The sequence below is a fragment of the Microbacterium sp. A8/3-1 genome (assembly GCF_040267695.1).
GTDB classification, from domain to species: domain Bacteria; phylum Actinomycetota; class Actinomycetes; order Actinomycetales; family Microbacteriaceae; genus Microbacterium; species Microbacterium luteolum.
This window is the reverse complement of record NZ_CP158357.1, coordinates 203,729-230,018: the sequence shown is the minus strand read 5'-3', so window position 1 is coordinate 230,018 and position 26,290 is coordinate 203,729. Positions and strand designations below refer to the sequence as shown.

The window sequence follows — 26,290 nt, the reverse complement described above, 5'->3', positions numbered from 1 at the left end:
ACTCTGCTCCCCACGATCCCGCATCAGCCCACCGTGTCAGCCCGGAGAGGAAGCCCGCTGGGCGAAAGCGCTCTCGTAGAGGCAGACGCTGGCAGCGGTCGCGAGGTTCAGCGATTCGGCCCGTCCGAAGATGGGCAGCTTCAGCACCCGGTCGGCGAGGGCGAGGGCGTCGTCCTCCAGGCCGCGAGCCTCATTGCCGAACAGCCATCCCGTGGGTTCGGCCAGCAGACCGTCGGCGCGCGCCTCCAGCAGGTCGTCGCCCTTCACGTCGGCGGCGAGGATGCGGAGCCCCGCGGCGTGCGCGCGCTCCACGACATCGGCGAGGTCGCCGGCGACCGACACCGGGAGGTGGAACAGCGAACCGGTCGTCGCGCGGACCACCTTCGGATTGTAGGGATCGACCGTCCGGCCCGTCAGCACGACGGCATCGGCACCGGCGGCGTCCGCGGCGCGGATGATGGTCCCGAGGTTGCCCGGGTCGCGCACCTCATCGCAGATCGCGACGAGCCGCGGCGACGCCGCGAAGATGTCGCGCACCGAGGTGGGCGTCTGCTGGACCACGGCGACAAGACCCTGCGGGGTGACCGTGTCGGCCATCGCGTTGAGCACGTACTCCGTCACGTACTCGACGTCGATCTCGGCCTCTCCGGCCTTCGCCCGGATGTCGGGATGCTTCTCCCAGCCGTTCGGGGTCGCGAACAGCTCGACGATCGACTCGGGGCGGTAGGTGAGCGCCTCACGGACGGCCTGCGGACCTTCGAGAAGGAACAGGCCCGTCTCGGTTCTCGCGCTGCGTTTCGTCAGCTTCGCCACGGCGCGGACTCGGGGGGAGCGGGGGTTCTCCAGCACGATCACAGTCTAGGAGGCGCACGGCCGCTTCCCGCACCATCGGGATAGGGTGCGTCCATGGCGAACGATCCCCCGGCGTCCCCCGTCCGCCGGCGGGTCGCTCTCGCGGTCCTCGCCGCGGCGACGGTCGGTCTCGGGCTCTTCATCCATCGCAGCGCCGGCGGAATGATCGGCGACGTCACCGGCGACGCCCTCTACGCCGTGCTCATCTATCTGCTCGTCGCGCTGGTCGCACCGCGAGCGCGTCGTCCGGTGGTCGCGGTGTTCGCGTTCGCGGTGTGCACCGGGGTCGAGCTGCTGCAGCTCACCGCGCTGCCGCGAGAAGCGGCGGTGGTGTTCCCGCCGATCGAACTCGTCCTCGGATCCGGCTTCGATGCACGGGACATCGTCGTCTACGCCGCGGCCGTCGCCGCGGCATCCGTCATCGACATCGTCAGCACGCGAGTCATCATCGGCGCCGCATCCGGAAAAACAACAGGGCGCCCTCCCGAAGGAGAGCGCCCTGTCTGAACAGATGCTTACGCAGCCGACTTCGGTGCGTTGACGTCGGAGGGCAGAGCCTTCTTCGCCGTCTCGACCAGCGTCGTGAACGTCGCCGCGTCGTTGACCGCAAGGTCGGCGAGCATGCGACGGTCGACCGTGACACCCGCGAGGCCGAGGCCCTGGATGAAGCGGTTGTAGGTGATGCCGTTCTGGCGTGCCGCAGCGTTGATGCGCTGGATCCAGAGACGACGGAAGTCGCCCTTGCGCTTGCGACGGTCACGGTACGAGTAGACCAGGGAGTGGATGACCTGCTCTTTGGCCTTGCGGTAGAGGCGCGAACGCTGACCGCGGTAACCCTTTGCGCGCTCGAGGATGACCCGGCGCTTCTTGTGGGCGTTTACTGCCCGCTTGACTCTTGCCATTTTCCTGTGTTCCTATTCGTGCGTTCGGGCGCGATCAGCGGCCGAGAAGCTTCTTCGCGACCTTGGTGTCAGCCTTCGAGAGCACCTGGTCCTGGTTCAGACGACGGGTGCGGCGGCTCGACTTGTGCTCGAGGTTGTGGCGCATCCCGGCCTGCTGCTTCTTCAGCTTGCCGCTGCCGGTGATCTTGAAGCGCTTCTTAGCACCCGAGTGGGTCTTCTGCTTCGGCATCTTCTCTTCCTTCGTATGGCGCCTTCTCAGGCGACGGTGTCAACCCGCGGTGCGGGAGTTCTGGGGGCGGATCACTCCGCCGAAGCCTCGGCCGGGACGTCGGTCTCGGTCTTGGCCTCGCGGGCAGCCTGCTTGTTCGCTGCGCGCTGCGCGTCGCGGACGGCGTTCTGCTCCTGCTTCGCCTCGGACTTGCTCTTCAGCGGGGCGACGATCATGACCATGTTGCGACCGTCGATGGTCGGGTTGGACTCGACCGTTCCGAGCTCGGCGACGTCTTCCGCGAACTTGCGCAGAAGTCGCACACCCTGCTCGGGGCGCGACTGCTCGCGACCGCGGAACAGGATCATGGCCTTGACCTTGTCGCCGGCCTTGAGGAAGCCCTCGGCGCGCTTGAGCTTGGTTATGTAGTCGTGCGCCTCGATCTTCAGACGGAAGCGGACTTCCTTGAGGATGGTGTTCGCCTGGTTGCGGCGAGCTTCCTTCTCCTTCTGGGCGGCCTCGTACTTGAACTTGCCGTAGTCCATGATCTTGACCACGGGCGGCTTCGAGTTGGGGGCCACCTCGACGAGATCGAGGTCGGCTTCCTGTGCCAGGCGCAGTGCCGCCTCGATGCGGACAACACCGATCTGCTCACCCGCGGGGCCGACGAGGCGGACCTCGGGGACGCGGATGCGCTCATTGGTACGGGGATCGCTGATGCGGAACTCCTTAGACGATGTGATTCGGCCACCGCGACGCGAGGTGCATCCCGGGCGAAATCGGAGTCGTCTCCCCACCCACCGGCATTCAGACGCCGGCTCTGCACCCTGCCTGCCGACCCCGTCGTGCAGACGGAACCGGTGGAGTGCAAGACCCGGTAGCCTTGAACGGCAAGCGCGGGTGGGAAGTGAATCCTCTTTCGTTCCAGAGCATGACGCTCCGGAGCCCGCCAAAGTCTAACAGAAGGCAAGGCGAAGTGACGAACCAGGTACCGGACGAGGCTGCACGCGAGCGCGAAGAGCGCTGGGCACGACAGGAGGAGGCAGCGTCATCGGCCACCCGGGACATCGCCGACGTCCCCGCCGTCGAGGTGATCACCACCGCGGCCGTGCACCTCATGAGCGCCGCAGCCGTGAAGCTCGGCCTCGCCGACGACCCCGATGCGGCGGCCCAGCTCGACCTCGACGAGGCCCGCAAGCTCATCAACGCCCTCGCCGGACTCATCACCGCGGGCGCTCCCGAGATCAGCGACATGCACGCGCGCTCCCTGCGCGACGGACTCCGTTCCCTGCAGCTCGCCTTCCGCGAAGCCTCCTCCATCCCCGACCCGATCGGCAAGGGGCCCGGGGAGAAGTGGACGGGGCCGGTCAACTAGCTCTCATGGCGGGGTGAGGGGATCCCGCCTTCGCTCGCAGAGCGAGGTCCCTCCCGCTTCGCGGGCCCCTCCCGATGCTCGCTCCCGGCGGGATCGCTGCGCCCTCAGGTTGCGCGTCGTGAACGGCGCTCCGTTGACTGCGGCGGGGAAGTACGAGGTGCTGCGGGATCAGGGTTCGAGGACGAGAAGGCCGGCGGTGGACGGGCCGCCGCACTGCTCCGTGGAGTGAGTCCAGTCGATCTCGTGCTCGTTCTCGTTCTCGGCGAGAAGTGTGCCGTCGGCGGCGAAGACGCGCGCGGTGACGGCGTCGGGAACGGCCAGGAAGAGGAAATCGCCGACCTCCTCGCCCACGGACGGGACGGTCGGCTCCGTGGACGGAGTCTCAGTGCCTTCGGGACCGACGGAGCAGCCGCCCGGGACGCAAAGCTGCACGAAGACGTCGTCGCCGTAGGCGCCGGCATCCACCGTCAGGACGCTGATGTAACCGATCGCCGGGCAGGCGGTCGCGCAGCCGGCGAGAGCCACCAGGAGCAGCCCCGTGAGGATCGCGGTCGCCGCTCTGCGCATGACGCCACCCTAGCGACAGCGGATCAGGCGCTGCGGCGCAGCTTCACCGTCAGGGAGTCGGCGAGCACCGCGATGCGATCGTCGGACGCCCAGCGCTGTGCCAGCCGCGCAAGGACGGCGTCGAGCACCTCGCGCTCCAGACCGTCGACGAGTTCGAGGATCACGATCAGCTCCGGACCGCGCAGGCGCGCATCCGGGTCACCGGCGGCGACCGCGACGTCGATCACGGCGAGCTCGTGCGCCACGCTGTCCTGGAGAGCGCCGAACACCTCGGGTGAGAGGAAGCTCGGCTCCCACACATGTCCCTGCGCGATCGCCCACACGGCCGGGCGGCGGATGACGAACTCCGTGTCGGATGTCGGATCGAGCACGATGAGGTCGGTGTCGTCGGCGGATGCGGCAAGAGCCGCTCTCGTCGCCTCGACGGGGATCGGGCGCGCCGCGGGATCCCACCGCTGCATCGACTCGACCGACGAGAACACCGGCTGCACGCGGCGACCGTCAGGAGCGGCGACCGTGACGATCGAGAGCTCCTGGGTCTTGTCGACTGTGAGACCGGTGGGGCCGACGCCCTCGTCGCCCTTCTCGGCGACCAGGGGGATCAGCACGCGTGCGGAGCGGAAGGCGTCGACGACGTCGACCTGACTGCCGTCACCGGCGCGGAAGCGCAGCAGCGCGGCGAGCAGCGCCGGATCCGCGGACCCGTCGTCGTCTGTGTGCGGATTCGACTCGAAGCTCCGCCCCTCCCAAGGCACACCGGCGGAGTCGCCGGTGTTCCCGGGGGCTGCGGCATCGTGACCGTGGTCACCGTGCCCGCAGGCGTCGTCAGTCCCCTGCGACATCCAGCGCCTCAGCCAGCGTGAACGCCCCGGCGTACAGCGCCTTGCCGACGATCGCGCCCTCGATGCCGAGCGGCACGAGCTCGCGGAGCGCAGCGATGTCGTCGAGGTTCGAGATGCCACCCGAGGCGACGACCGGCTTGGGCGTGCGCGAGGCCACCTCGCGCAGCAGCTCCAGGTTCGGGCCGCGCAGCGTGCCGTCCTTGGTGACGTCGGTGACGACGTAACGGCTGCACCCGGCATCCTCGAGGCGGTCGAGCACCTCCCAGAGGTCACCGCCCTCCTTCGTCCAGCCACGAGCGGCGAGCGTCGTGCCGCGCACGTCGAGGCCCACCGCGATCGCCTCGCCGTAGCGGCCGATCACGTCGGCGGCCCACTCCGGATTCTCGAGCGCTGCGGTGCCGAGGTTGATGCGGGTCGCACCGCTCTCCAGTGCCGCCTCCAGCGTCGCGTCGTCGCGGATGCCGCCGGAGAGCTCGACGTTGACGTGCTTGAACTGCTTGATGACCTTACGGAGGATCGGCGCGTTGCTGCCGCGTCCGAAGGCGGCGTCGAGGTCGACGAGGTGGATCCACTGGGCACCCTGGGACACCCACTCCCCCGCCGCATCCAGCGGGTCGCCGTAGCTCGTCTCCGTTCCGGCCTCGCCCTGCGTCAGACGGACCGCCTTGCCGCCGGCGACATCGACCGCGGGGAGAAGGGTGAGCGAGGGGGACTGCGCGAAGTCGTTCATGGGTTCCTAAGCTCGGAATTTCAGATCCGTGGTCCGGCACACCCGTCTCGGACGCACGAGAACTGAGGGTACCGCGACCGAGGTCGGCCTCCAAATGCGGAGAAATGCGCGCGAAATGCAGGAGCTAGGCTGAGGGATCATGTCCGGACAGCACGAAGACGCCACGCCCTCCGCGACCCCGCCCGCGGGCGGGGATCAGCCGCCGCTCGTCGAGTCCGTCCCCCTCTTCCCGGCCGATGTCCCCCCGGTGCCGCCGCTGCCGACAGCGGCGCAGCCGCCGTATCGCCGGACACGGGCCGCCGCCCGCGAGGTGCGCCTGGCGGAGGACCGCGACGATCAGTTCCCCGAGGACACCGTGCCGAGGCCTGTCGCGCCGGCGCCCGCATCGCCTCCTCTGGTCACGTCGACGCCCACGCCCCCTGCGCCGGCCACACCCCCGGTCGTCCCCTCCGCGCCTGCCGCACCTCCGGTCGTCACGTCGGCGCCCGCCGCACCGGCACCCGCCGCACCTCCCGCCGCCTCGCCGGCACCGGCCGCGCCGTCCTTCGCGGTGCCTCCCGCCGCGCCCCATCCCGTCTTCGCGTCGGCACCAGGTGCGGCGCCCGTCGTCGAACCGGTGTCCCGCCGTGAGCTGCGCGAGCGGAACTCGTTCCTCCAGACGGAGCGCCCGGAGGAGCCGGCGCGCGAAGGAGCCCGCGGCGTCCTGAGCCGGCTCGGCTTCCGCGTGCGCCCTTCGGCCGAGGAGCAGTCGGCGCGCGACGACGAACTCGCGGTGAGCCAGCACTGGCCCGGCCCGCGCACCATCGCCGTCGTGAACGGCAAGGGCGGCGCAGGCAAGACACCGACGACGATCCTGCTCTCCGCGGTGTTCGCGCGGTACGGCGGCGCCGGCGTCCTGGCCTGGGACAACAATCAGACGCGCGGCACACTGGGCTGGCGCACCGACACCGGACCGCACGACCGCACGCTGCTCGAGCTCCTCCCCGAAGCCGGAAGACTGCTCGGCACCGGCGCCCAATCTGCCGACCTCGCGCATTTCATGCACCACCAGCCTCGGGAGAAGTACGACGTGCTGCGCTCGAAGCCCATCCGGCTCGCGCACGAGAACCGGCTGCGTCCGGACGACGTCGACGCCATCCATGCCGTGGCGGCGAAGTTCTACCGACTGATCATCATCGACTCGGGCAACGACGAATCCGATCCCATGTGGCTCCGCATGATCGACCACGCGGATCAGCTGGTGGTCGCCACGACCACGCGCGCCGATCACGCCGAGGCCGGCGCACTGCTCCTCGAGGCGCTCGAGGATCGCGACGAGCGTTCAGCGCGGCTCGCTCGGGAGTCGGTCGTCGTGGTCTCCCAGGCCGACCCCAAGGCGACCGCGGCCGACATCGAGCACGTCGTGAGCGGCTATCGGGCGCTGGCCCGCGACGTCGTCAGCATCCCGTTCGACCACGAGATGGTCGATGGGCACCTGCGCTACGGCGCACTCGCGAAGCGTACCCAGCGCGCCTGGCTGGCCGCCGGAGCATCGGTCGCCCGAGACTTCTGAGCCGTCGCCGTCAGAGGCTTTCGACCCAGTTCCGCAGCAGCTGGATGCCGGCTTCGCCCGACTTCTCGGGGTGGAACTGCGTCGCCGAGAGCGGACCGTTCTCCACGGCGGCGAGGAACGGGTCGCCGTACGTCGACCAGGTGAGCACGGGCTGAGGGAACGGCGGGATGACGTCGAGTTCCCAGGACTGCGCGGCGTACGAGTGCACGAAGTAGAAGCGCTCCTGCTCGATTCCGCGGAACAGGATGCTGTCGGCACCGGGTTCGACCGTGTTCCAGCCCATGTGCGGCAGCACCGGGGCGTTGAGCTCGGTGACCGCACCGGGCCACTCGCCGAGTCCTTCGGTGTCGTGGCCGCGCTCGACGCCGTGCGTGAACAGCACCTGCATGCCGACGCAGATGCCGAGCACCGGTCGGCCACCGGCGAGGCGACGGTCGATGATCTCGTCTCCCCCATGCGCGTGCAGCGCGTCGCGCACGGCCTGGAACGCCCCGACGCCTGGAACCAGGAGCCCGTCGGCCTCGAGCGACTCCTTGCGATCGCGGGTGAGGACGGCATCCGCGCCCGCGGCGACGAGGGCTTTGACGGCCGAGTGGACGTTGCCCGACTCGTAGTCGAAGACGGCGACCCTGGGCGCTCGGCTCACAGCGCGCCCTTGGTCGAGGGCACGCCGTCGACCAGCGGATCGAGGGCCTTGGCCTGCCGGAACGCGCGGGCGAAGGCCTTGAACTCCGCCTCGGCGATGTGGTGGGGGTCGCGACCTCCGAGCACGCGGACGTGCACCGTCAGGGCGGCGTTAAAGGCGATCGCCTCGAACACGTGGCGCACGAGCGATCCCGTGAAGTGCCCGCCGATGAGGTGGTGCTCGAACCCTGCCGGCTCCCCCTCGTGCACGAGGTACGGGCGTCCGGAGATGTCGACGACGGCCTGCGCGAGAGCCTCATCGAGCGGGACCAGCGCATCGCCGTAGCGGGAGATGCCGGACTTGTCGCCGAGTGCCTGCAGGATGGCCTGGCCGAGCACGATGGAGACGTCTTCGACGGTGTGGTGCGCGTCGATGTTCGTGTCGCCCGATGCGCGGACCGTGAGGTCGGTCAGCGAGTGCTTCGCGAAGGCGGTGAGCATGTGGTCGAAGAACGGCACGGAGGTGTCGATGCGCGATGCACCGGTGCCGTCGAGGTTCAGTTCGAGCTCGACGGTGGACTCCGACGTGCTGCGCACACGGCTCGCGGTGCGCGGGTTCTGGGCGAGAGTGCTCATGAAGCCGATCCTATCGAGGCGAGGGCGTCGAGGAACGCGGTCGTCTCGGCCTCCGTGCCGGCCGTCACGCGGAGGTGGCCGGGAATGCCGACGTCGCGGATGAGCACGCCCCGATCGTAGAGCTGCTGCCACGTCGCACGAGGGTCGGCGACGCCGCCGAAGAGCACGAAGTTCGACCAGGACTCGTGAGGCGTGTAGCCCAGAGCCTCGAGCGTCGCCGAGATGCGGTCGCGCTGCTCGATGATCTCCTCGACCATGCCGAGCATGACGTCGGAGTTGCGCAGTGCCGCGACCGCGGCCGCCTGGGTGAGGGCGCTGAGGTGATACGGCAGCCGCACGAGGCGCAGCGCGTCGATGAAGGCCGGATCCGCTGCGAGGTACCCCACGCGGGCGCCGGCGAACGCGAACGCCTTGCTCATCGTTCGCGAGACGGCGAGGCGCGGACGCCCCTCGAGCAGGGTCAGAGCGGATGCCGCGTCGCGCGGCGCGAACTCCTGATAGGCCTCGTCCACGACGACGATGCCGCGTGCCTCTTCGTACACCGCTTCGATCACGTCGAGTCCGAGCGGGGTGCCCGTCGGGTTGTTCGGCGAGCACAGCAGGATCACGTCGGGATCAACCGCGCGGACCTGCTCCGCCGCCTCGTCGGGCGTGATCGTGTAGTCCGGCTGGCGCGTGCCGGCGATCCAGCGCGCACCCGTGCCCTGCGAGATGAGCGGGTACATCGAGTACGTCGGGGCGAAGCTGAACGCCGTGCGTCCGGGGCCGCCGAAGGCCTGGAGGATGTGCTGGAGGACCTCGTTGGAGCCGTTGCCCGCCCAGATCTGATCCGGCATGAGACCGTGGCCGAGGTAATCCGCGAATCCCTCTCGCAGTGTCGTGAACTCGCGATCCGGGTACCGGTTCACATCGCGGAGCGCGACGGCGATGTCGTCGAGGATGTCGCTCGCGACAGCGTCGGGAACCGGATGCGTGTTCTCGTTGACGTTCAGCGCGATCGGGAGTGGTGCCTGCGGCGCACCGTACGGGGTGAGCCCGCGCAGATCATCACGGAGCGGGAGGGCGTCGAGTGAGGAAGTCACCCTTCCATGCTAGGCCGCGTGCCCACCGCGTGACGTCAGTCCGCGTACTGCGCCGGGATCGCGAGCTCCTGGCCGATCTGCAGTGCTCCACCGCGCAGCATGTTGAGCCGGCTGATCTCGCCGATCACGTCTCGCGGGTCGGCGGTCGGGGCGACCGTGTTCGCGATCGACCAGAGCGTGTCGCCCGGGAGGACCGTCACCGTCTGGAAGTCGGCCGTGCTGAAGCTGCCTGCGGTGTCGTCGCTCGCGGCGATGGCGCTGCCACCGCTGATCGCTGCGACCGCGATGCCGATCGCGAGCGGAACCGCGGCGACGGCCAGCAGGACGCCACGGCCACGAGCGGTCAGTCGCAACCGCGACCGCGTCGCCGGACGTGCCGGGATGACCGCTGCGGTGCTGATGCTGATGCTGCTCATGTCGGGCTCCTTACCCAGTCCCCGTCGGCTGGGCCGGCGGTGAAGTTGGCGTAGCGTTCGCATTCGCATCTCGGCCGGGAGCCGTGAATGCGAAGCTACGTTCCGAAGATATCTTCGAGTTCGAACATCTGTCAACTGTTCTTCGAAATCGGATCCCCGAATCTTCCGACACGCTCGAACAGATCTTCCAGATCGGCCCGATACTCGGATACGGTTTCGATAAGAACACCCCACCACGGGCCTCCGACATTCGAAGAGGAACGTCGGATCGCGTACTGAAGGAGCATCATGAGCGAGAACTCAGCCCCGGAGCAGGAGGCTCCTCGGACGCGCCGTCGGAAGAGCCTCAGCCCGAAGCAGATGGCGATCCTCGAGGTCATCCAGACCTCCATCGCCCACCACGGCTACCCGCCGAGCATGCGCGAGATCGGCGACGCGGTCGGGCTCAAGTCGCTCTCGAGCGTGACCCACCAGCTCGGTCAGCTCGAGCTGAGCGGCTACCTCCGCCGCGACCCGGGCAAGACCCGCGCGATGGAGGTGCTGATCGACCTTCCCGGCACGAGCGGCGAGAACCCGGCAGACGTGGCCACACCGGTCGGCGATGCCGCACTCGTCCCCCTCGTCGGCCGGATCGCGGCGGGCGTACCCATCACCGCGGAGCAGCAGGTCGAGGAGATCTTCCCTCTCCCCCGCCAGCTGGTGGGCAAGGGCGACCTCTTCATGCTCAAGGTCTCGGGCGAGTCGATGATCGATGCGGCGATCTGCGACGGCGACTGGGTCGTCATCCGCTCGCAGAACAGCGCGGAGAACGGCGAGATCGTCGCCGCCATGCTCGACGACGAGGCGACGGTGAAGACCTTCCGCCGCCGCGACGGGCACACCTGGCTGCTCCCCCGCAACTCCGCGTTCGAGCCCATCCTCGGCGACGAGGCCACCGTGCTCGGCAAGGTCGTGGCGGTGCTCCGCGCGGTCTGACCGGCATGGTCGACCGGCATCCGTCGATCACGACCACGAAAGCCGCCCTCCTGGACGTTCAGGAGGGCGGCTTTCGCTTTCACAGCGTGCCCGGACATGCACAGCTCACGCGCCGCAGCGCATGCCGCCTAGGCTCGAAACATGTCGTCACCGTACGGTTCCTGGCCTTCCCCCTTCTCCGCCGCATCCGTCGCGGGATCCGCTCCTCGCATCGACGGCGCACGGTTCGTCGGCTCGGAGATCTGGTGGGGCGAGTCGGTCCCTGCCGAGGGAGGGCGCGTGACCGTCCGCAGCTCGAACGGCGCGGTGATCCTCCCCGCGCCGTGGAGTGCGCGGTCGCGCGTGCACGAGTACGGGGGCGGGGCCTGGACGGCGGATGCCGATGGCACGCTGTACTTCGTCGACGCGGGCGACCAGCGCGTCTACCGGCTCGCGCCTGGTGCATCTCCGATGCCGCTCACCGCCGCGGGGTCATCGCACGGTGGGCTCAGCCTGCAGCAGGGGCGCCTTCTCGCCGTGCGGGAGGACCTTCGCGGAGATCCGCAGATCCGCGGGATCGTGGAGATCCCGACGGACGGGTCTGCGGCAGACGATCCGACGGCGATCGGCGTCCTGGTGCAGGGCAGTGCGTTCTTCGCGCATCCCGCTCTCTCCCCCGATGGGGCACGGATCGCGTGGGTCGAGTGGAGCGGGGTGCGGATGCCGTGGGAGAGTGCACTCCTTTCGGTCACGACGATCGGGAACCAGTCGTTCGCATCGGTCTCGACCACCGCCGCCCTCCAGCCCGAATGGGTGAGCGACACCGAGCTGCTCTACGCCGACGACCCGACCGGCCGCTGGCAGTTGCAGCGTCTGTCCCTGGACCCGCTGGCGCGTGTGAACACTCCGGAGGCGATCACTTCGAGCGACGCCGACACCGGCTACGGCCTCTGGGTGCTCGGCAACCGCTGGTACCAGCCCCTCGATGACGGCCGCATCGTCGCCGTGCGTACGAACGGCCGCGATGAGGTCGTCGAGATCGCCGCTGACGGCACCACCCGCACACTCGATGTCCCCTGCGACGGCCACGTGAGCGTCGACGACGTGTCCGGCTCGCGCGTGCTGCTCTCCGGCAACAGCTCGACGACGACGCCCGGCGTCTGGTGCGTCGACCTGGACTCCGGCGAGACGGTCGCCGTCACGGGCGGAGAACCGGTCGACACGGCCTGGATGCCGCCGGCCGCACCGATCCTCGTGGCGGGATCCCATGGCCCCGTACACGCGTTCGCATACGCGCCGGCCAACCCCGAGGCCGCGGCGCCGGCGGGAGAGCTGCCTCCGTACGTGGTCTTCGTGCACGGGGGTCCGACGGCGCACGTCACCGGCGCCGCGTCCGCCGCGATCGCCTTCTACACGAGCCGCGGCATCGGCGTGCTCGACGTCAACTACGGAGGCTCCACCGGCTACGGTCGCGCCTACCGCGACCGCCTGCACGGGCAGTGGGGCGTCGTCGACGTCGACGACGTGATCGCCGCGGCGCGGGGCCTCGCGGACGCGGGTCTCGCGGATCCCTCGCGCATCGCGATCCGTGGAAGCTCGGCAGGGGGCTGGACCGTCCTCTCGGCGCTGGTGCGCGGGGGCACGTTCGCCGCCGGGATCAGCCGCTACGGCGTCGCGGACCTCCGGATGCTCGCGGAGCACTCGCACGGCTTCGAGGAGCACTACATCACCGGACTCGTCGGCCCGCTTCCGGAGGCCGAAGGTCTCTACATCGAGCGTTCACCCCTCACACACGCGGAACGCATCGACGTTCCCGTGCTGCTGATGCAGGGCGGAGACGACCGCGTGGTGCCGCCCGCGCAGTCGGAAGCGATCCGCGACGCACTCGCCGCCAACGGCATCGATCACGAATACGTCGTCTATCCCGGCGAAGGGCACGGGTTCCGCAGCGGGACGACCATCGTGAACGCGCTGGAACGCGAACTGGCGTTCCTCGGGCGGGTGTTCGCCTTCACCCCGAGCCTCTGAAGCGCGGGGCCGTCTGAGGCGCGCGACTACTCGCCGACGCGGTTGCGCAGACGCATGGCCCGGTCGGCCTCGCGCGTGTCCTGACGCTCGCGCAGGGTCTGCCGCTTGTCGAACTCGCGCTTGCCCTTGGCGAGAGCGATCTCGACCTTGGCGCGACCGTCGGAGAAGTAGAGCTTCAGCGGGATCAGCGTGTAGCCGCCGGCCGAGACGGCGTGGGCGATCTTCTCGATCTCCGCGCGATGCAGCAGCAGCTTGCGGATGCGCTTCGCGGAGTGGTTGGTCCAGTGCCCCTGCGAGTACTCCGGGATGTGCACGGAGTCGAGGAACACCTCGTTGCCCTTCACGAACGCGTAGCCGTCACTGAGGTTGGCGCGCCCCTGGCGCAGCGACTTGACCTCGGTGCCGGTGAGCACCATTCCCGCCTCGTACGACTTCTCGATGTTGTAGTCGTGACGTGCGCGACGATTGGTCGCGACGACCTTCTCCCCGCGTTCCCTGGGCATGATGCTCCTGCTCTCTGTTGTGGCCAGCCCACCAGCCTACATCAGGTGCAGGAGGCGTCAGGTGCGCAGCCAGCGACGGATCGCGAAGCCGGCCGAGAGCGCGGCGAGGATCACGCCGATGCCGATCAGGACGGGCACCACCAGTGCGGCGTCCCCCATCGTGATCCACGTCGTGATGAAGGGCACGCGCCCGCGCAGATACCCGTTCACGCCGAAGTGCACGCCGGCCACCACCGCCGCACTGGCGAGTGCGGAACCGAGGAAGGCGGCGAACACGCCCTCGAGCACGAATGGCGTCTGGATGAAGCGGTTCGAGGCGCCGACGAGGCGCATGATGCCGATCTCCTTCCGCCGCGCATAGGCCGACAATCGGATGGTCGTGCCGATCAGCAGCGTCGCCGCGATGAGCATCAGCACGGCGATGCCGACCGCGATGTAGGTCGCGACGGTCAGCGCGGAGAAGAGCGGTTCGAGGTACTGGAGCTGGTCCTGCACCTGCTCGACTCCCGCCTGGCCGCTGAAGGCTTCGGCGAGCACCTGCGACTGGCCGGGGTCCTTCATCGTGACGAAGAACACCTCGAATGCCTGGTCGGGCGTCAGCACGCTCGCCTGATCAGCGCCGAGCTGGTCGACGAGCTTCTGGTACGTCTCTTCCCTGGTGTCGAAGGTCATCGAGCTGATCAGCGGAGCGAGGGCCTCGCCTTCCAGCTGCGCGCGGACGGCCTCGACCTGCTCTTCGCTCGCCGTGCCGTCGATGCACGTGTCCGCTTCGGAGACCGCCGAGCACATGTACACCGCGACCTGGGCGCGCTCCGCCCAGTAGCCGCGCATGACGCCGATCTGCGACTGCATCAGGATCGCCGCGCCGACGAAGGTCAGCGACACGAACGTGACGAGCACGACGGAGATCACCATGGAGATGTTGCGCCGCAGGCCGCCCAGGGCCTCGGTGAGGATCAGACCGATTCTCATGAGGTCGGGCCCACTTCCTCGGCATCGTCGTCGGACAGGCCGAGGCGATCGGCGACGCCGAGTTCAGCGACGTCGACCTGCGGGAGGACGATCGGGTGCGTGCGCGGACCGACGGCGGCCGGCGTCTGCTCCTCGACCGGTGCGCGGCGCGCCTCGTCCGAGGGGACGGGGGCCACGGCATCCGCCTTCTGCGCTCCGGGTTCCGTCGGCCGGGTGAAGGCTGGTGCGGTCTGCGCGACGGGGGCCGGAGCGGACGCCGCGGCCTTGCGCTGCGCGTCGAGCTCCTCGGCGAGAGCGGCACGGACCACGGAGAGGTCGGCGGTCTGCCGCTGCACCTCCTGCACGGCCGTCAGAGCGGCGGCCGCCGCGGCGCCGCGCACCTCCTCCGGCACGAGCCGCGGGATGTTCGAGGTGTCGCCGTAACCGCCGTGCACCTCGTCGCGCACCATCTCGCCGTCGCTGAGCTCGATCACGCGACGCTGCATCGCGTCGACGAAGCCGGCCTCGTGCGTGGCCATCAGCACGGTGGTGCCGCCGGCGTTGATGCGGGCGAGCAGCTGCATGATGTCGACCGATGTCCCGGGGTCGAGGTTTCCGGTGGGCTCGTCGGCGAGCAGCACCTGCGGCCGGTTGACGAGAGCACGGGCGATCGCGACGCGCTGCTGCTCACCGCCGGACAGCTCGTGCGGCATCCGCTTCTGCTTGCCGTCGAGCCCGACGAGGGCGAGCGCCTCGGGAACCGCCTGCTGGATGAACCCGCGCGAAGAACCGGTCACCTGCAGCGTGAACGCCACGTTCTGGTACACCGTCTTCGACGGGAGGAGCCGGAAGTCCTGGAACACCGAGCCGATGTGACGTCGGAAGTACGGCACCTTCCCGTTGGCAAGGGAACGCAGATCGCGCCCGAGCACGGCGACGCGGCCCGACGTGGGCACGTCCTCGCGCAGGATCAACCTCAGACAGGAGGACTTGCCGGAACCCGAGGCGCCGACGAGGAAGACGAACTCCCCGCGCTGCACTTCGAAGTCGACACCGGACAGCGCGGGCTTCGACGTCCCGCGGTAGTGTTTCGTGACGTTCTCGAACCGAATCATGGCGCTACGAGCCTAAGCGCCGCCTCTCGGCATGCCGCGAGCGACACCCCGCGCGGCGGACGCTGCCATCCGGAAACGTCCGCACGATGTCGGCCTGATCGACGTCGTCCTCCACTGCTATACATGGAGTGGCGATACACGCGATTCCGCGCGCCGAGGACTTCGAGGGGGACACCATGACGACACCTGCCGGTTGGTACGACGACGGATCCGGACGCCAGCGCTGGTGGGACGGCCAGCAGTGGACGGAGCACTTCGCTCCCGAGGCTCCTGCTGCTCCCGAGGCTGCCGCTCCCGAGGTTCCGGCCGAGCCCGAAGCGCCCGCCATCGAAGAGACCCCCGCCGCCGACACGACCGTCGCAGAGCAGGTTCCCTCTGCGGAGTCCGCCGCCGCCGTCGATACTCCCGCCGCCGCCGCCGAGACCCCGGCGACGCCCGACCACACGGCCGTCACGTCCGCGCCGGAGGCCGTCGAGGAGGCAGTCGTCGCGCCCGAGCCCCCGCAGGCCTGGTCGCCTGCTCCTGCCGACGATGCGTCGCAGACCGCGGCCTTCGCCGCTCCCGGCGCCACCGCCCCCACGACTCCGCTGGGAGGCGCCCCGTACCCGGGTTCGACCGCGGCGGTCCCGCCGGTCCCTCCGATCCCGCAGAGCGGAGCACCGGCCTATCCCGGATCCGCGGCTCCGGCCTACCCTGCTGCTCCCGGCGCCTACCCGGCCAGCGGGGGCGCCTACCCCTCCGCCGGGGCCTATGCCGCCGGCGGATACCCGGCGTCTGCGCCGTATGCGGCGCCTGCTCCGACCGGCCCGAAGAAGATGTCGGTCCTCGGACTCGTCGGGCTCGGGCTCGCGGCTCTCGGCCTGATCCTCGCCTTCATCCCGTTCACGCTGGGCGTTGCATGGATCCTGCTGGGCGCCGGGTTCATCGTGTCCATCATCTCCCTCTTCCTCAAGGGCAAGAAGTGGCCGGGCATCACCGGCCTCGGAGTCGCCATCCTCGGTGCGATCATCGCTGCGATCGTGACGGTCGTCGTCGTCGGCCTCGCGTTCGCGAACCAGATCGAGGACGCGATCCCGGACCCGATCTCCACCTCCGACACGGGCACCGATGAGGGCACCGACGAGAGCGCGCCGCCCGCAGATGTCGCCGAAGGCAGCATGGGCGAGCCCGTGACCGTGCAGCAGATGTCCGGCACCGGCGAGGTGACGGTGAACTCCGCGACCTGGAGCCCGACGAACGACTCCGGCTTCGACCCGAGTAACGGCGGCTACCTGCTCGTCGATCTGACGTGGAAGACGCTCGACGGCACGACCTACGTCAACCCGCTCTACTTCTCCATCGAGACAGCCGAGGGTGCCCCGGGCGACTACGACATCTTCGGCGATGCGACTCTGGAGTCCAGCGAGCTTCCCGCCGGACAGACGACGCAGGGAACGGTCTCGTTCGACGTCGCCCAGAGCGGGTCGTATGTCATCATCATCACCGACGAACTCCTGCAGGAGGTCGCACGGGTGACGGTGGAGCCCTCGGCCGGCTGATCGCCGAACGCCGACAGAGAAACATCGCAGAGAACAGGGAAGATCGATGACGACGACTCCTGCCGGCTGGTACGACGACGGGTCCGGGAGCCTGCGGTGGTGGGACGGGGTGCAGTGGACAGCGCACGTGCGCGCTGCCACGGCAACTCCGACCGCGCCTGATTCAGCTCCGGAGGCCGCCCGCGCAGAGGAGGCGGCGGTCACGCCGGCCGTGCCGACTCCGGAAGAGCCGGTCGCGCCGGCCGTGCCGACTCCGGAAGCGTTCGCCGCGCCGTACACGCTGCCTTCGACGCAGACTCCGGGGGCTCCCTCCGCCGGGGTCGCGCCGAGCGGGGTCGGGAATCCCGCCTACGGCGGCTTTCCCGGGGCAGCGCCCTCCGCTCCCCCGTCGAAGCCGAAATCCCGCATCTCGGTCCTCGGTCTGATCGGTCTGGTTGCCGTCGTGCTCGGCGTCGTGCTCGCGTGCATCCCGATCGTCGCGATCGCGGGGTGGGGTCTGCTCGCACTCGGTTTCGTGCTGGCGCTCGTCTCCGTCTTCCTCCGAGGTGCGAAATGGCCGGGGATCACCGGCATGGCTGTGGGAGTGGTCGGGGCGATCGTGGCCGCCGCTATCTCGCTCATCTCGCTGGGGGCCCAGACGTGGGCCTCGCCGGACGAGAGCGAGGACCGGCCTCGCCCCGTCGCGACCGATTCCCCGTCCCCTTCGCCCGACGCCGAGACGACCACTGAAGGCGACCTCGTCGACTGGTGGGAAGTGAAGGTCGGCGACTGCCTGCCCACCGATCAACCCGGTGCCGATGTCGCGCAGGTTCGCGTGGTCTCCTGCGACCTGCCTCACGCCGACGAGGTCTACTTCGAATTCGACCTGGCTGACGGGGAGTACCCCGGCGATGACGCGGTGCTCGACGAAGCCACCTCGCGCTGCGAAGAAGCTTTCGCGGACTTCATCGGCATCGCCTATGCCGATTCTGAGCTCGACTTCTACCCGGTCACACCGACTCAGTACACCTGGAACAAGGTGGATGACCGCGTCGTCCAATGCTCTGTCTATGACAACCGCGGCGATGTCACCGGATCGCTCGCCGGAGCCGCACGCTGACGCCCACCACAATGCCGAAGGCCCGGATGCTCCCAGCATCCGGGCCTTCGGCTTGAGAGGTTCGCGCCGTGGACTCAGTCCTCGATCTTGCGCTTGCGCCAGCGGATGCCGGCCGAGATGAAGTCGTCGAGGTCGCCGTCGAACACGGCTGCCGGGTTTCCGGACTCCTGCCCGGTGCGGAGGTCCTTGACGAGCTGCTGGCCGTAGAGGAAGTACGAGCGCATCTGGTCGCCCCAGCTGGCGGTGATGTTGCCCGCGAGCTCCTTCTTCTTCGCCGCTTCCTGTTCCTTCTGCAGCAGCAGGAGGCGGGTCTGCAGCACGCGCATGGCGGCCGCGCGGTTCTGGATCTGCGACTTCTCGTTCTGCATCGACACGACGATGCCGGTCGGGAGGTGCGTGAGGCGTACGGCCGAGTCGGTCGTGTTCACCGACTGTCCACCGGGGCCGGACGAGCGGAAGACATCCACGCGGATGTCGTTCTCGGGGATCTCGACCTCGGTCGCCTCTTCCATCAGAGGAATGACCTCGACGGCGGCGAACGACGTCTGGCGCTTGTCGGCCGATCCGAAGGGGCTGATGCGGGCGAGACGGTGTGTGCCGGCCTCGACCGACACCGTGCCGAACGCGTAGGGCGCATCGATCTCGAAGGTCGCCGACTTGATACCCGCACCCTCCGCGTAGGACGTGTCCATCACCTTCACGGGGTACTTGTGGCGCTCGGCCCAGCGCAGGTACATGCGCATGAGCATCTCGGCGAAGTCGGTGGCGTCGTCGCCGCCGGCTCCCGAGCGGATCGTGATGATGGCGGAGCGCTCGTCGTATTCGCCGTCGAGGAGCGTCTGCACCTCGAGCTGGTTGATCACGTCGGTGAGCGCGGCGAGCTCGGTGCGGGCCTCCTGCGCGGATTCCTCGTCACCCATCTCGTTGGCGAGCCCGATGAGCACCTCGAGGTCGTCGAGCCGCGAGGCGATGCCGGTGATCCGGGCGAGCTCGGACTGGCGATGGCTGAGGGCGCTGGTCACCTTCTGCGCGCGCTCGGTATCGTCCCAGAGGTCGGGGGCGCCGGCTTCCTCGCTGAGCCTCGCGATCTCGTCGCGGAGGTGGGAGACATCGACGACCTCGCTGATGTCGCCGAAGGTGTGCCTGAGCGCCTGGATTTCGGCGGAGAGATCTAGTTCGAGCATGACACCTCAGCCTAACGTGCCACCTGCTCGCGCGGGGACGCCGCGTCTCGCGGCATCCGCGGACGGGGGTAGCGTGAGTGCGTGAGCAGCGCATCGACCGTCCTTCGACAGTTCGGGCCGATGGTGTACCTGCCGACGATCCTCTTCGCCGTGGGCGAGGGCGCGGTCATCCCGCTCATCCCGGTGATCGCGGCGTCGATGGGAGCGGATGTCGCGTTCGCGGCGCTCGTCGCGTCCGCCCTCGTGATCGGACAGCTGTGCGGCAATCTCCCCGCCGGATGGGCCGTGGGGCGCATCGGCGAGAGGTTCACGATGGTGATCGCCGGGGTGATCGCGATCCTCGCCGCGGTCGGCATGGTGCTCGCCCCGTCACTCGGCGTGCTCACGGCATCCGTCTTCCTCCTCGGGATGTGCGCTGCGGCGTTCGGTCTCGCGCGGCACGCGTTCATGACCACGCGCGTGCCCGTGGTGTTCCGAGCGCGTTCGCTGTCGCTGCTGGGCGGGAGCTTCCGCCTGGGCATCTTCATCGGCCCGTTCATCGCCGCCGGCCTCCTGCAGCTCTTCGGCAACGAGCAGGCCGCGATCTGGTTCTTCCTGGGCTGCCTGGTCGCCATGGTGCTGCTCGTGCTGCTCGGACCAGACCCCGAGAAGACGATCCCGGCGATCACGCAGGTGCGGTACGCCGAGGACTCCGGCGAGTCGGTCAGCGGGTCGATTCCGACGATCGAGCGCGCGGGCATCTTCCAGACGATGTGGCGGCAGCGGGCCGTGCTCGGCCGCCTCGGGCTGGCGGCGGCCTCACTGTCGGCGGTGCGGTCGGCACGGCAGGTCGTGCTTCCCCTGTGGGGCCTGTCGCTCGGGCTGGACGCCACGACCATCGCGATCGTGGTCGGCGTCTCCGGCGCGATCGACTTCGCTCTGTTCTACGCGAGCGGCCAGGTGATGGACCGCTTCGGCCGCCTGTGGGCGGCGATGCCGGCGATGGTGCTGATGGGTGCGGGGTTCCTCGCGATGTCGTTCACGCACGACCTCGACGCGTCGGTGCTCTGGTTCGGCCTGTTCGCGGGCGTGCTCGGCGTGGGGAACGGACTGTCGAGCGGCATCCTGTTGACTCTCGGCGCCGACGTCGCACCGAAGCGCGAGCCCGCGGCGTTCCTCGGCTCCTGGAGGACTCTGACGGATGCCGGTGGAGCGATCGCCCCGCTGCTGGTCGCCGCGATCACCGCGGTGTCGGCCTTGCCGTTCGCTGCCGCCGCGATGGGCGTCATCAGTCTTCTCGGTGCTGCCGGATTCCTGCGCTGGATCCCGAGGTTCGTGCCGCGCGCGCGGCCGGAGACGGAGAACGAATGAGCCGGGTGCTGTCCGCCGACGTGCATCGGCTGGTCGCCGAGTTCCTGCCGAGGTCGGAGCGGGATCGCGCGGCGCAGGAGGACTTCGCCTCGTTCTTCTCCGACGACGACGGGCCCGTGCGGCGGGAGTCCGGCCCCGACCATGCGACCGCCTCGTGCGTCGTGTTCGACGAGACGCTCACGCAGACCCTGCTCGTCTTCCACGGCAAGGGTCGGTTCTGGGTGCAGCCGGGAGGGCACGCGGAGGATGGTGACGCGTCGATCGTGGAGGCCGCGCTGCGCGAGCTGCGCGAGGAGACGGGCATCGAGACGGCCGTGCCGACCTCTCCCCTGGCCTACGACTTGGATCACCACGGGCTCTCGTCCTCGTTCGGACGCTGCGCCTCCCATCTCGACATCGGGATCGCGGTGATCGTCGACCCCCAGCTCGCGCTGACCGTGAGCGACGAGTCCGAGGATGTGCGCTGGTGGCCTGTCGACGCACTACCCGCCGAGGTGCCGGCGCAACTCGAGCCGCGGCTGGCGGGACTGCTCGAACGGTTGCGATCGCAGCGCTAGTAGGCCTTCCTTCGCGTCGCTCCTGATCACACGGCCTGGGGCCGCGGCATCCGTGGTGCGTCGGCGTGATCCACCAGAGTGATCTCGTCACGCAGGATGCGTTCGCGCCCCCAATCGCCGAGCGGTTCGAGCGCGGCGTTGAGGGCGATCCCTGAATCCGTCAGGGAATACTCGACCTTCGGAGGCACCTCGGCGTGCACCTTCCGGTGGACGAGGCCGTCCTGTTCCATCTCGCGCAGATGCTGCGTCAGCATCTTCTCGCTCACACCCGGCAGCGCTCGGCGCAGTTGTGCGAAGCGCATGGTGCCGTGCTCGACGAGCTCCCAGAGGATCAGGCCCTTCCACTTGCCGCTCACCACATCGAGCGCCGCATCGATGCCGCAGACGTACGGTCCGCATCGCGCCTTGGTCGTCATACCCTGTCCTCCACTTACCAAAAAGTAAGTACCGCAGTAATTAGTGGGTACTTCCCCGATACGGGGGTGGATTCCAGTATGGGTCTCACGCCACGGATTGAGAAGAGAAGAGGCAGAGAGATCCATGAACCGCTCACCGTCGACCACAGCCGTCAAGTCAGGCACGAAGCAGTGGCTGGGCCTTGCCGTGCTGGCCCTTCCCACACTCCTGTTGTCACTGGACATCACCGTGCTGCACCTCGGCGTTCCACGGCTGAGCGAGGATCTCCGACCGACGTCGAACCAGCTTCTCTGGATCATCGACATCTACGGGTTCATGATCGCCGGCTTCCTCGTGACGATGGGTTCGCTCGGGGACCGCGTGGGCCGAAGACGGCTCCTCCTCGTCGGAGCAGCCGCGTTCGTCATCGCATCCACCGCCGCAGCCTTCTCCACGACTCCGGAGATGCTGATCGCCAGCCGTGCGGTCATGGGCATCGCCGGAGCGACTCTCATGCCGTCCACGCTCGCGCTCATCAGCAGCATGTTCCAGGAGCCGCATCGACGTGCCCTCGCGATCGGGATCTGGGCCACCATGTTCTCGGCCGGGATCGCGCTGGGTCCGATCGTCGGCGGAGCGCTCCTCGAGCATTTCTGGTGGGGCTCGGTGTTCCTCCTCGGGGTTCCCGTGATGCTCCTCCTGCTGATCGCAGGTCCGCTGCTGCTCCCTGAGTACCGAGACCGATCTGCGGGGCTCCCCGACGCCGTGAGTGTGGCCCTCATCGTCACAGCCATGCTGCTGGAGACATACGGCATCAAGGAGATGACCGTGCATGGCCTCGCTCCGGCCTCGGTCGTCGCCGCGCTCACCGGGGTCGCTCTCGGGTTCGCATTCGTCCGCCGCCAGCGTCGGCTGTCGGACCCGCTGCTCGACCTCCGTCTCTTCGCTGCGACGGATGTTCGTGCCGGCCTCGTCGCGCTCCTGATCGCCACGTTCGCCGTCGGCGGGATCTACTTCTTCCTCGCCCAGCATCTTCAGCTGGTCGGTGGCCATCCGCCGCTGATCTCGGGCCTTCTCCTGCTGCCGGGGGCCGCCGCCCTGATCCTCACCTCCGTCCTAGCGCCGGTACTCGCCCGCCGCATCCGTCCGATGCTGATCGTCGGTGGGGCGCTCGCTGTCTCCGCCCTCGGATTCGTCGTCCTCGCGCAGGTGTCGAGGGTGAACGAGACGGGAGCGCAGACGGCCGTGATCCTGGTCGGCTTCGCTCTCGCCTACGCCGGGATCGGACCCGTGACGGCTCTCGCAACGGACGTGGTGGTGGGATCCGCGCCTGCGGAACGGGCAGGGTCGGCGTCGGCGCTCAGCGAGACGAGCACGGAGATCGGCGTCTCACTCGGCATCGCAGTCATGGGCAGCCTCGGATTCGCTCTCTACCGCGCCGGCATCCCGCAGGGCACGGAAGCCGGCGGAACAGTCGACGCCTACGACGGCGCACGTGAGACGCTCGCGGCGGCCCTGGAAGCGTCGGAGGGCCTTCCTGCACCCCTGGGAGATGCGCTCCGGGTGGTCGCCGTGGACGCGTTCGCATCGAGCTTCGGCGGCGCGGCGTGGCTCGGAGCGGCTCTTCTGCTCGTCGCGAGCGCCACCGTCTTCGCCAGTCTTCGACAGCCACGAGGCGTCAGGTGAAGGACACCGACGCATCACTCGAGCGCCGTGCGGCTCGTCGCGGTCGACGCCAGCTCCACCCCGTCCGGCACGAAGGGCGACAAGAGCGGCGGATGCCATGTCGCCGTCACTGTGACGCGAGCCGAGACACCGTCGGGTGTGCCTGCCGCGGCGAGCGCGGCATCTCCGGGGAGCGCGGCCACGAGAGCGGACGCCTGTTCCTGCACCCCGGCATCCGTCAGCTCCGCTCGAACGTCGTCACCGCTCACCTGGAGAGTGAACCCGTCGGCTCCCGCGAGCGCGGCCGAATCGGCGAGCGCGTCCAGCCGCTTCTGGGCGATGTACAGGTCGGTGGCGCACACGCACACGAAGACGACCGTCACCGCCAGGAGCACGTAGCCGAGCGTGAGGAGCAGGACGCTCCCATCCTCTTCCCCGTGGCGAGCGCGACCGGTGGTCATCCCGCACCCCACAGCCGGGAAACCTTCTGCACAGCCTCTGCCTGTACCGTGACGGAAGCCGCGCGATCCAGGCCGAAGACCGGGGGCACGAGGGGCAGTCGCACCTGTGCGGCGACGGTCACGATGAGCGTGGCCCCGGCTGACGGACAATCGACGCCGGCGGGTGAACATGAGAGCGACACGTCGATCGCTTCCGGGTCGAGGCCGTACTCCTCGATGATCCCCGCGAGGACGGCCTCTCCGTTCTCTGCCGCCGAGGCAGCGTCCGGTGCGATCGCGATCGCGCGGGCGGTGTGGCGCGCGGCCGCTTCCGCACCGAGCGTCTGCTCCTGGATCGTGCCCAGAGCGATCACGAGGTAGACGAGCGGGACGAGCAGGATGACGCCGACGGTGATGAACTCGAGCGCGGCAGACCCCTCGTCATTCGTCGCCCAGGCTCTCCACCGGTGCATGCGCTTCCACCTCCATCGCGTAGGGGACCCCGATGAGACCCACCACCGGGAGCGACGTGCGGATGCGCACATCGACGGTCTCGTGTCCGAGCGCGTCGGAGGTTCCGACGACGACGTCTCCCGCATACGATGCGCCGATCGCCCTGGTGATCACGGATCGCGAGCGCTCCGCACCCTCTTCCAGGCTCGTGTCGGCGAGCGCGGCGTGATAGGCCCCCTCGACCGCCGCATCGTGCACGACGTTGCGTACGTAAACGGCCAACGCGAGCTGCAGCACCGCCAGCGTGAGCACAGTGAGGAGTGTGCCCACCAGTACGAACTCGACCGGGCTCGAACCGCGCTCGTCGTGCAGCACGCGAGGGGCATGCATCTCAGAGACCGGACACCCGCTGGATCGCCTGCTCGAACAGCGCGGTGAGCGCAGGACCCGCGACTGCCCAGATCAGCACGACTAATCCGGCTGTCATCAGTGTGACCAGCACCCAGCCGCGAGTAAACTTTCACCTATGAACGCCAAGCGAGCCGGAATCTATGCCCGGATCAGCAAGAAGGACAAGCAAGTTCCCAAGGTTGAGAACCAGATTGCCATGCTCCGACAGATTGCGGAGGATGAAGGCTGGACGGTGGACGACGCGCACGTTTTCCATGACGACGGGATAGCGGCATCCGGAAAGGCGATTGACGACACCACGTTAGAGAATCGGCCCGGCGCACGCGCTTGCCTCGATGCGATCCGGGATCATGATTTCGATGTTCTACTCGCGGTGGAAGGTGAACGTCTGGCACGCACCTACCTCGACGGCCTCGTGTGGATTCAGGCGTCATCGGTCGGCGGCGTTACCTGGTATCTCGATACCGATGGACCGTTAGACCCTTCTACCCCTGCCGGTGAGGAAACGGCTGTCTCGATCTTCGCGTCTGGTCGCCGCGAGGGACGGATCAGGTCGGCCCGGCAGAAGCGTCGATACGACCGGGAGCGCGCGGAGGGGACTCCTCTCTGGGGTACGCGGCCTTTCGGGTATGAGGACGACCGGATCACGCTCCGACCGGCTGAGGCTGACCTGATCCGACAGGCCACAGACGACTACCTAGCCGGTAGGAAATCCATGATCCAGCTGGCTCAGGACTGGACGAAGCTGGGGATGCTGACGGACGGCATGAGACGCGAGCGGACGGGCCGCGACGGGATCAAGAAAAAGGCCCGCCCGTACTGGACGGCGACGACGGTTCACCGCGTACTCACCCGTGACCGAAACGCTGGCATCCTGACGCACAACGGTTTGCGGCTTCCGGCGAGCCGGATTCAGCCGATCATCACAGAAGAGGAACTAGAAGCACTCAAGGGCAAGGTGAAGACCGGGACGCCCATGGGTGCCCGCGCTCAGACCCTCCTCGGTGGCATCCTCCGTTGTGAGTGTGGAGCGCCCATGCACGGAACGATTTCCTACAGCCAGCGGAAGGGCGGTCCGCGCTACGAGTACCGGCATTACAAGTGCTCGCAGACCATCTACGACAAGACTCAGAAACATTCATCCATCGCCGCTCCGTTGGTTGACGATGAGCTAGAAACTCTTATCCTCCGAGACGTCAAGGAGGGCCGCGTACGGTCTCCAAAGGGTACGGACCACACGGCGGCGTTAAAGGCGCTCAGCGCGCGACTGAAGGCCAATCGTGAGGCGATAGACGACCTTGCGGAGTCCATTGCCGATCATGACCTCAAGGGAATCCGTGCACAATTGCGGGGAAGCCTAAAAGCTAGAGAGGCGGAGAAGGAACAACTTCTCAGTGAGCGTGATGCGATCCTGGCCGACGCGGGGCAATCGGGCGACCTCACAACTTTCTTTGAGGAGGTAGAGGCCCTAGGAGAGCTTACGTCCAAGGAACAAGTTCTCGAATGGGTGGACCGATTCGGGACGATTTGGGATAACGTGCCGCTTGAGACTAAGCAAGCTCTCATCCGATCACGGTACAGACCCGTTGTGAAGCGCGGCGGTCGCGGGTTTGATCGCGTCGAGTTGAATCCTGTGCACTCTTCCACGTCTTCACCATAGCCGAACCTCAAATCATAAACTTGAGCGATTATAGGCCCCTAATACGCTGAAGTCCGGTAGAATAGAAGAAGGCAAGCATCTGTACTTCTCTTGCTAACACAACCCCCGCACTGACTCTGCCCTGATCCAGTGTGGGGGTTTTGTATTCCCTCTCAAGGGTGCTATTCCTGGGTGTTTCCTGTGAAGATCGAGGAATGGTA

The 26,290-nt window shown here is 68.3% G+C and carries 30 protein-coding genes; 11 read left to right on the top strand and 19 right to left on the bottom strand.

Features of this window, described 5'->3' with window-relative positions; translation table 11 throughout:
- Positions 1-36 precede the first annotated feature (36 nt).
- Positions 37-849 carry an RNA methyltransferase gene (locus ABS642_RS01200; RefSeq protein ID WP_350351954.1) on the bottom strand — a complete coding sequence of 271 codons (813 nt, stop codon included), beginning with the start codon at positions 847-849 and terminating at the stop codon, positions 37-39.
- Positions 850-906: 57 nt separating this feature from the next.
- Between ABS642_RS01200 and ABS642_RS01195 the strand changes: the two genes are divergently transcribed.
- Positions 907-1,359, top strand: coding sequence for a DUF2809 domain-containing protein (locus tag ABS642_RS01195; RefSeq protein ID WP_350351953.1), 453 nt, complete (start codon positions 907-909; stop codon positions 1,357-1,359).
- An 8-nt stretch (positions 1,360-1,367) separates the two neighbouring features.
- Here the strand turns inward: ABS642_RS01195 and rplT are convergent, their stop codons facing one another.
- The 3 genes from rplT to infC form a co-directional block, all read right to left on the bottom strand.
- The gene (gene rplT / locus ABS642_RS01190) at positions 1,368-1,754 is read right to left on the bottom strand and encodes a 50S ribosomal protein L20 (RefSeq protein ID WP_029262486.1); all 387 of its coding nucleotides are present in this window, start codon (positions 1,752-1,754) and stop codon (positions 1,368-1,370) included.
- A gap of 34 nt (positions 1,755-1,788) precedes the next feature.
- Positions 1,789-1,983: a 50S ribosomal protein L35 gene (gene rpmI / locus ABS642_RS01185; RefSeq protein ID WP_017828564.1), complete on the bottom strand. Its 195-nt coding sequence runs from the start codon at positions 1,981-1,983 to the stop codon at positions 1,789-1,791.
- A 71-nt stretch (positions 1,984-2,054) separates the two neighbouring features.
- Positions 2,055-2,681 (bottom strand): translation initiation factor IF-3, encoded by a 627-nt coding sequence (gene infC, locus ABS642_RS01180; RefSeq protein ID WP_282217461.1) that lies wholly within the window; start codon positions 2,679-2,681, stop codon positions 2,055-2,057.
- 257 nt (positions 2,682-2,938) lie between these two features.
- Here infC and ABS642_RS01175 point away from each other — a divergent pair, with 257 nt between their 5' ends.
- Positions 2,939-3,337, top strand: a complete 399-nt coding sequence (locus ABS642_RS01175; protein ID WP_282216682.1) for a DUF1844 domain-containing protein — start codon at positions 2,939-2,941, stop codon at positions 3,335-3,337.
- 168 nt (positions 3,338-3,505) lie between these two features.
- Here the strand turns inward: ABS642_RS01175 and ABS642_RS01170 are convergent, their stop codons facing one another.
- The 3 genes from ABS642_RS01170 to priA are packed head-to-tail and all read right to left on the bottom strand — an operon-like array spanning position 3,506 to position 5,476.
- Positions 3,506-3,904: a hypothetical protein gene (locus tag ABS642_RS01170; protein ID WP_350351952.1), complete on the bottom strand. Its 399-nt coding sequence runs from the start codon at positions 3,902-3,904 to the stop codon at positions 3,506-3,508.
- Positions 3,905-3,927: 23 nt separating this feature from the next.
- A complete protein-coding gene (locus tag ABS642_RS01165; protein ID WP_350351951.1) occupies positions 3,928-4,746 on the bottom strand; it encodes an SseB family protein in 819 nt (272 codons plus the stop codon).
- The gene (gene priA / locus ABS642_RS01160) at positions 4,730-5,476 is read right to left on the bottom strand and encodes a bifunctional 1-(5-phosphoribosyl)-5-((5-phosphoribosylamino)methylideneamino)imidazole-4-carboxamide isomerase/phosphoribosylanthranilate isomerase PriA (protein ID WP_282216679.1); all 747 of its coding nucleotides are present in this window, start codon (positions 5,474-5,476) and stop codon (positions 4,730-4,732) included. The genes ABS642_RS01165 and priA overlap by 17 nt, the downstream gene beginning before the upstream one ends.
- Positions 5,477-5,615: 139 nt before the next feature.
- Between priA and ABS642_RS01155 the strand changes: the two genes are divergently transcribed.
- Positions 5,616-7,028, top strand: a complete 1,413-nt coding sequence (locus tag ABS642_RS01155; protein ID WP_350351950.1) for an AAA family ATPase — start codon at positions 5,616-5,618, stop codon at positions 7,026-7,028.
- Between the two features lie 10 nt (positions 7,029-7,038).
- Here the strand turns inward: ABS642_RS01155 and hisH are convergent, their stop codons facing one another.
- From hisH to ABS642_RS01135, 4 genes are read right to left on the bottom strand one after another with little or no spacing between them, the layout of a single operon-like run.
- Positions 7,039-7,674 carry an imidazole glycerol phosphate synthase subunit HisH gene (hisH, locus tag ABS642_RS01150; RefSeq protein ID WP_282216677.1) on the bottom strand — a complete coding sequence of 212 codons (636 nt, stop codon included), beginning with the start codon at positions 7,672-7,674 and terminating at the stop codon, positions 7,039-7,041.
- Positions 7,671-8,288 carry an imidazoleglycerol-phosphate dehydratase HisB gene (gene hisB, locus ABS642_RS01145; protein ID WP_116636477.1) on the bottom strand — a complete coding sequence of 206 codons (618 nt, stop codon included), beginning with the start codon at positions 8,286-8,288 and terminating at the stop codon, positions 7,671-7,673. Before hisB ends, hisH begins: the two co-directional genes overlap by 4 nt.
- Entirely contained in the window at positions 8,285-9,370 is a 1,086-nt protein-coding gene (locus ABS642_RS01140; protein WP_350351949.1) for a histidinol-phosphate transaminase, read from the bottom strand. The genes hisB and ABS642_RS01140 overlap by 4 nt, the downstream gene beginning before the upstream one ends.
- A gap of 35 nt (positions 9,371-9,405) precedes the next feature.
- The gene (locus ABS642_RS01135; RefSeq protein WP_350351948.1) at positions 9,406-9,786 is read right to left on the bottom strand and encodes a LysM peptidoglycan-binding domain-containing protein; all 381 of its coding nucleotides are present in this window, start codon (positions 9,784-9,786) and stop codon (positions 9,406-9,408) included.
- Positions 9,787-10,074: 288 nt separating this feature from the next.
- Here ABS642_RS01135 and lexA point away from each other — a divergent pair, with 288 nt between their 5' ends.
- Positions 10,075-10,761 (top strand): transcriptional repressor LexA, encoded by a 687-nt coding sequence (gene lexA / locus ABS642_RS01130; protein WP_116636347.1) that lies wholly within the window; start codon positions 10,075-10,077, stop codon positions 10,759-10,761.
- Between the two features lie 141 nt (positions 10,762-10,902).
- On the top strand, positions 10,903-12,768 hold the full coding sequence (locus tag ABS642_RS01125; protein ID WP_350351947.1) for a prolyl oligopeptidase family serine peptidase: 1,866 nt from the start codon (positions 10,903-10,905) through the stop codon (positions 12,766-12,768).
- A 26-nt stretch (positions 12,769-12,794) separates the two neighbouring features.
- Here ABS642_RS01125 and smpB read toward each other — a convergent pair whose 3' ends face one another.
- The 3 genes from smpB to ftsE are packed head-to-tail and all read right to left on the bottom strand — an operon-like array spanning position 12,795 to position 15,337.
- Complete coding sequence (smpB, locus tag ABS642_RS01120; RefSeq protein ID WP_282216672.1) at positions 12,795-13,271, bottom strand: SsrA-binding protein SmpB; 477 nt, start codon at positions 13,269-13,271, stop codon at positions 12,795-12,797.
- A 57-nt stretch (positions 13,272-13,328) separates the two neighbouring features.
- Positions 13,329-14,243 (bottom strand): permease-like cell division protein FtsX, encoded by a 915-nt coding sequence (gene ftsX, locus ABS642_RS01115; RefSeq protein ID WP_282216671.1) that lies wholly within the window; start codon positions 14,241-14,243, stop codon positions 13,329-13,331.
- The gene (gene ftsE / locus ABS642_RS01110) at positions 14,240-15,337 is read right to left on the bottom strand and encodes a cell division ATP-binding protein FtsE (protein ID WP_350351946.1); all 1,098 of its coding nucleotides are present in this window, start codon (positions 15,335-15,337) and stop codon (positions 14,240-14,242) included. Before ftsE ends, ftsX begins: the two co-directional genes overlap by 4 nt.
- 176 nt (positions 15,338-15,513) lie before the next feature.
- Here ftsE and ABS642_RS01105 point away from each other — a divergent pair, with 176 nt between their 5' ends.
- Both ABS642_RS01105 and ABS642_RS01100 read left to right on the top strand, forming a co-directional pair.
- Positions 15,514-16,875 carry a DUF2510 domain-containing protein gene (locus ABS642_RS01105; protein WP_350351945.1) on the top strand — a complete coding sequence of 454 codons (1,362 nt, stop codon included), beginning with the start codon at positions 15,514-15,516 and terminating at the stop codon, positions 16,873-16,875.
- A 46-nt stretch (positions 16,876-16,921) separates the two neighbouring features.
- A complete protein-coding gene (locus tag ABS642_RS01100; RefSeq protein ID WP_350351944.1) occupies positions 16,922-17,974 on the top strand; it encodes a DUF2510 domain-containing protein in 1,053 nt (350 codons plus the stop codon).
- 74 nt (positions 17,975-18,048) lie between these two features.
- Here the strand turns inward: ABS642_RS01100 and prfB are convergent, their stop codons facing one another.
- On the bottom strand, positions 18,049-19,158 hold the full coding sequence (gene prfB / locus ABS642_RS01095; RefSeq protein ID WP_350351943.1) for a peptide chain release factor 2: 1,110 nt from the start codon (positions 19,156-19,158) through the stop codon (positions 18,049-18,051).
- A gap of 120 nt (positions 19,159-19,278) precedes the next feature.
- On the opposite strand from prfB, the gene ABS642_RS01090 reads away from it, so the two are divergent.
- Positions 19,279-20,508, top strand: a complete 1,230-nt coding sequence (locus tag ABS642_RS01090; protein WP_350353487.1) for an MFS transporter — start codon at positions 19,279-19,281, stop codon at positions 20,506-20,508.
- Positions 20,505-21,065: an NUDIX domain-containing protein gene (locus ABS642_RS01085; RefSeq protein WP_350351942.1), complete on the top strand. Its 561-nt coding sequence runs from the start codon at positions 20,505-20,507 to the stop codon at positions 21,063-21,065. Before ABS642_RS01090 ends, ABS642_RS01085 begins: the two co-directional genes overlap by 4 nt.
- A gap of 26 nt (positions 21,066-21,091) precedes the next feature.
- Here ABS642_RS01085 and ABS642_RS01080 read toward each other — a convergent pair whose 3' ends face one another.
- Positions 21,092-21,481: a helix-turn-helix domain-containing protein gene (locus ABS642_RS01080; RefSeq protein ID WP_350351941.1), complete on the bottom strand. Its 390-nt coding sequence runs from the start codon at positions 21,479-21,481 to the stop codon at positions 21,092-21,094.
- A gap of 124 nt (positions 21,482-21,605) precedes the next feature.
- On the opposite strand from ABS642_RS01080, the gene ABS642_RS01075 reads away from it, so the two are divergent.
- Positions 21,606-23,147, top strand: a complete 1,542-nt coding sequence (locus tag ABS642_RS01075) for an MFS transporter (protein WP_350351940.1) — start codon at positions 21,606-21,608, stop codon at positions 23,145-23,147.
- Positions 23,148-23,161: 14 nt separating this feature from the next.
- On the opposite strand, the gene ABS642_RS01070 is transcribed toward ABS642_RS01075, so the two are convergent.
- The 3 genes from ABS642_RS01070 to ABS642_RS01060 are packed head-to-tail and all read right to left on the bottom strand — an operon-like array spanning position 23,162 to position 24,409.
- Positions 23,162-23,587 (bottom strand): pilus assembly protein TadG-related protein, encoded by a 426-nt coding sequence (locus tag ABS642_RS01070; RefSeq protein ID WP_350351939.1) that lies wholly within the window; start codon positions 23,585-23,587, stop codon positions 23,162-23,164.
- Complete coding sequence (locus ABS642_RS01065) at positions 23,584-24,039, bottom strand: TadE family protein (protein ID WP_350351938.1); 456 nt, start codon at positions 24,037-24,039, stop codon at positions 23,584-23,586. Before ABS642_RS01065 ends, ABS642_RS01070 begins: the two co-directional genes overlap by 4 nt.
- Entirely contained in the window at positions 24,008-24,409 is a 402-nt protein-coding gene (locus ABS642_RS01060; protein WP_350351937.1) for a TadE/TadG family type IV pilus assembly protein, read from the bottom strand. The genes ABS642_RS01065 and ABS642_RS01060 overlap by 32 nt, the downstream gene beginning before the upstream one ends.
- A gap of 136 nt (positions 24,410-24,545) precedes the next feature.
- Between ABS642_RS01060 and ABS642_RS01055 the strand changes: the two genes are divergently transcribed.
- On the top strand, positions 24,546-26,090 hold the full coding sequence (locus tag ABS642_RS01055; RefSeq protein WP_350351936.1) for a recombinase family protein: 1,545 nt from the start codon (positions 24,546-24,548) through the stop codon (positions 26,088-26,090).
- Positions 26,091-26,290: the final 200 nt, after the last annotated feature.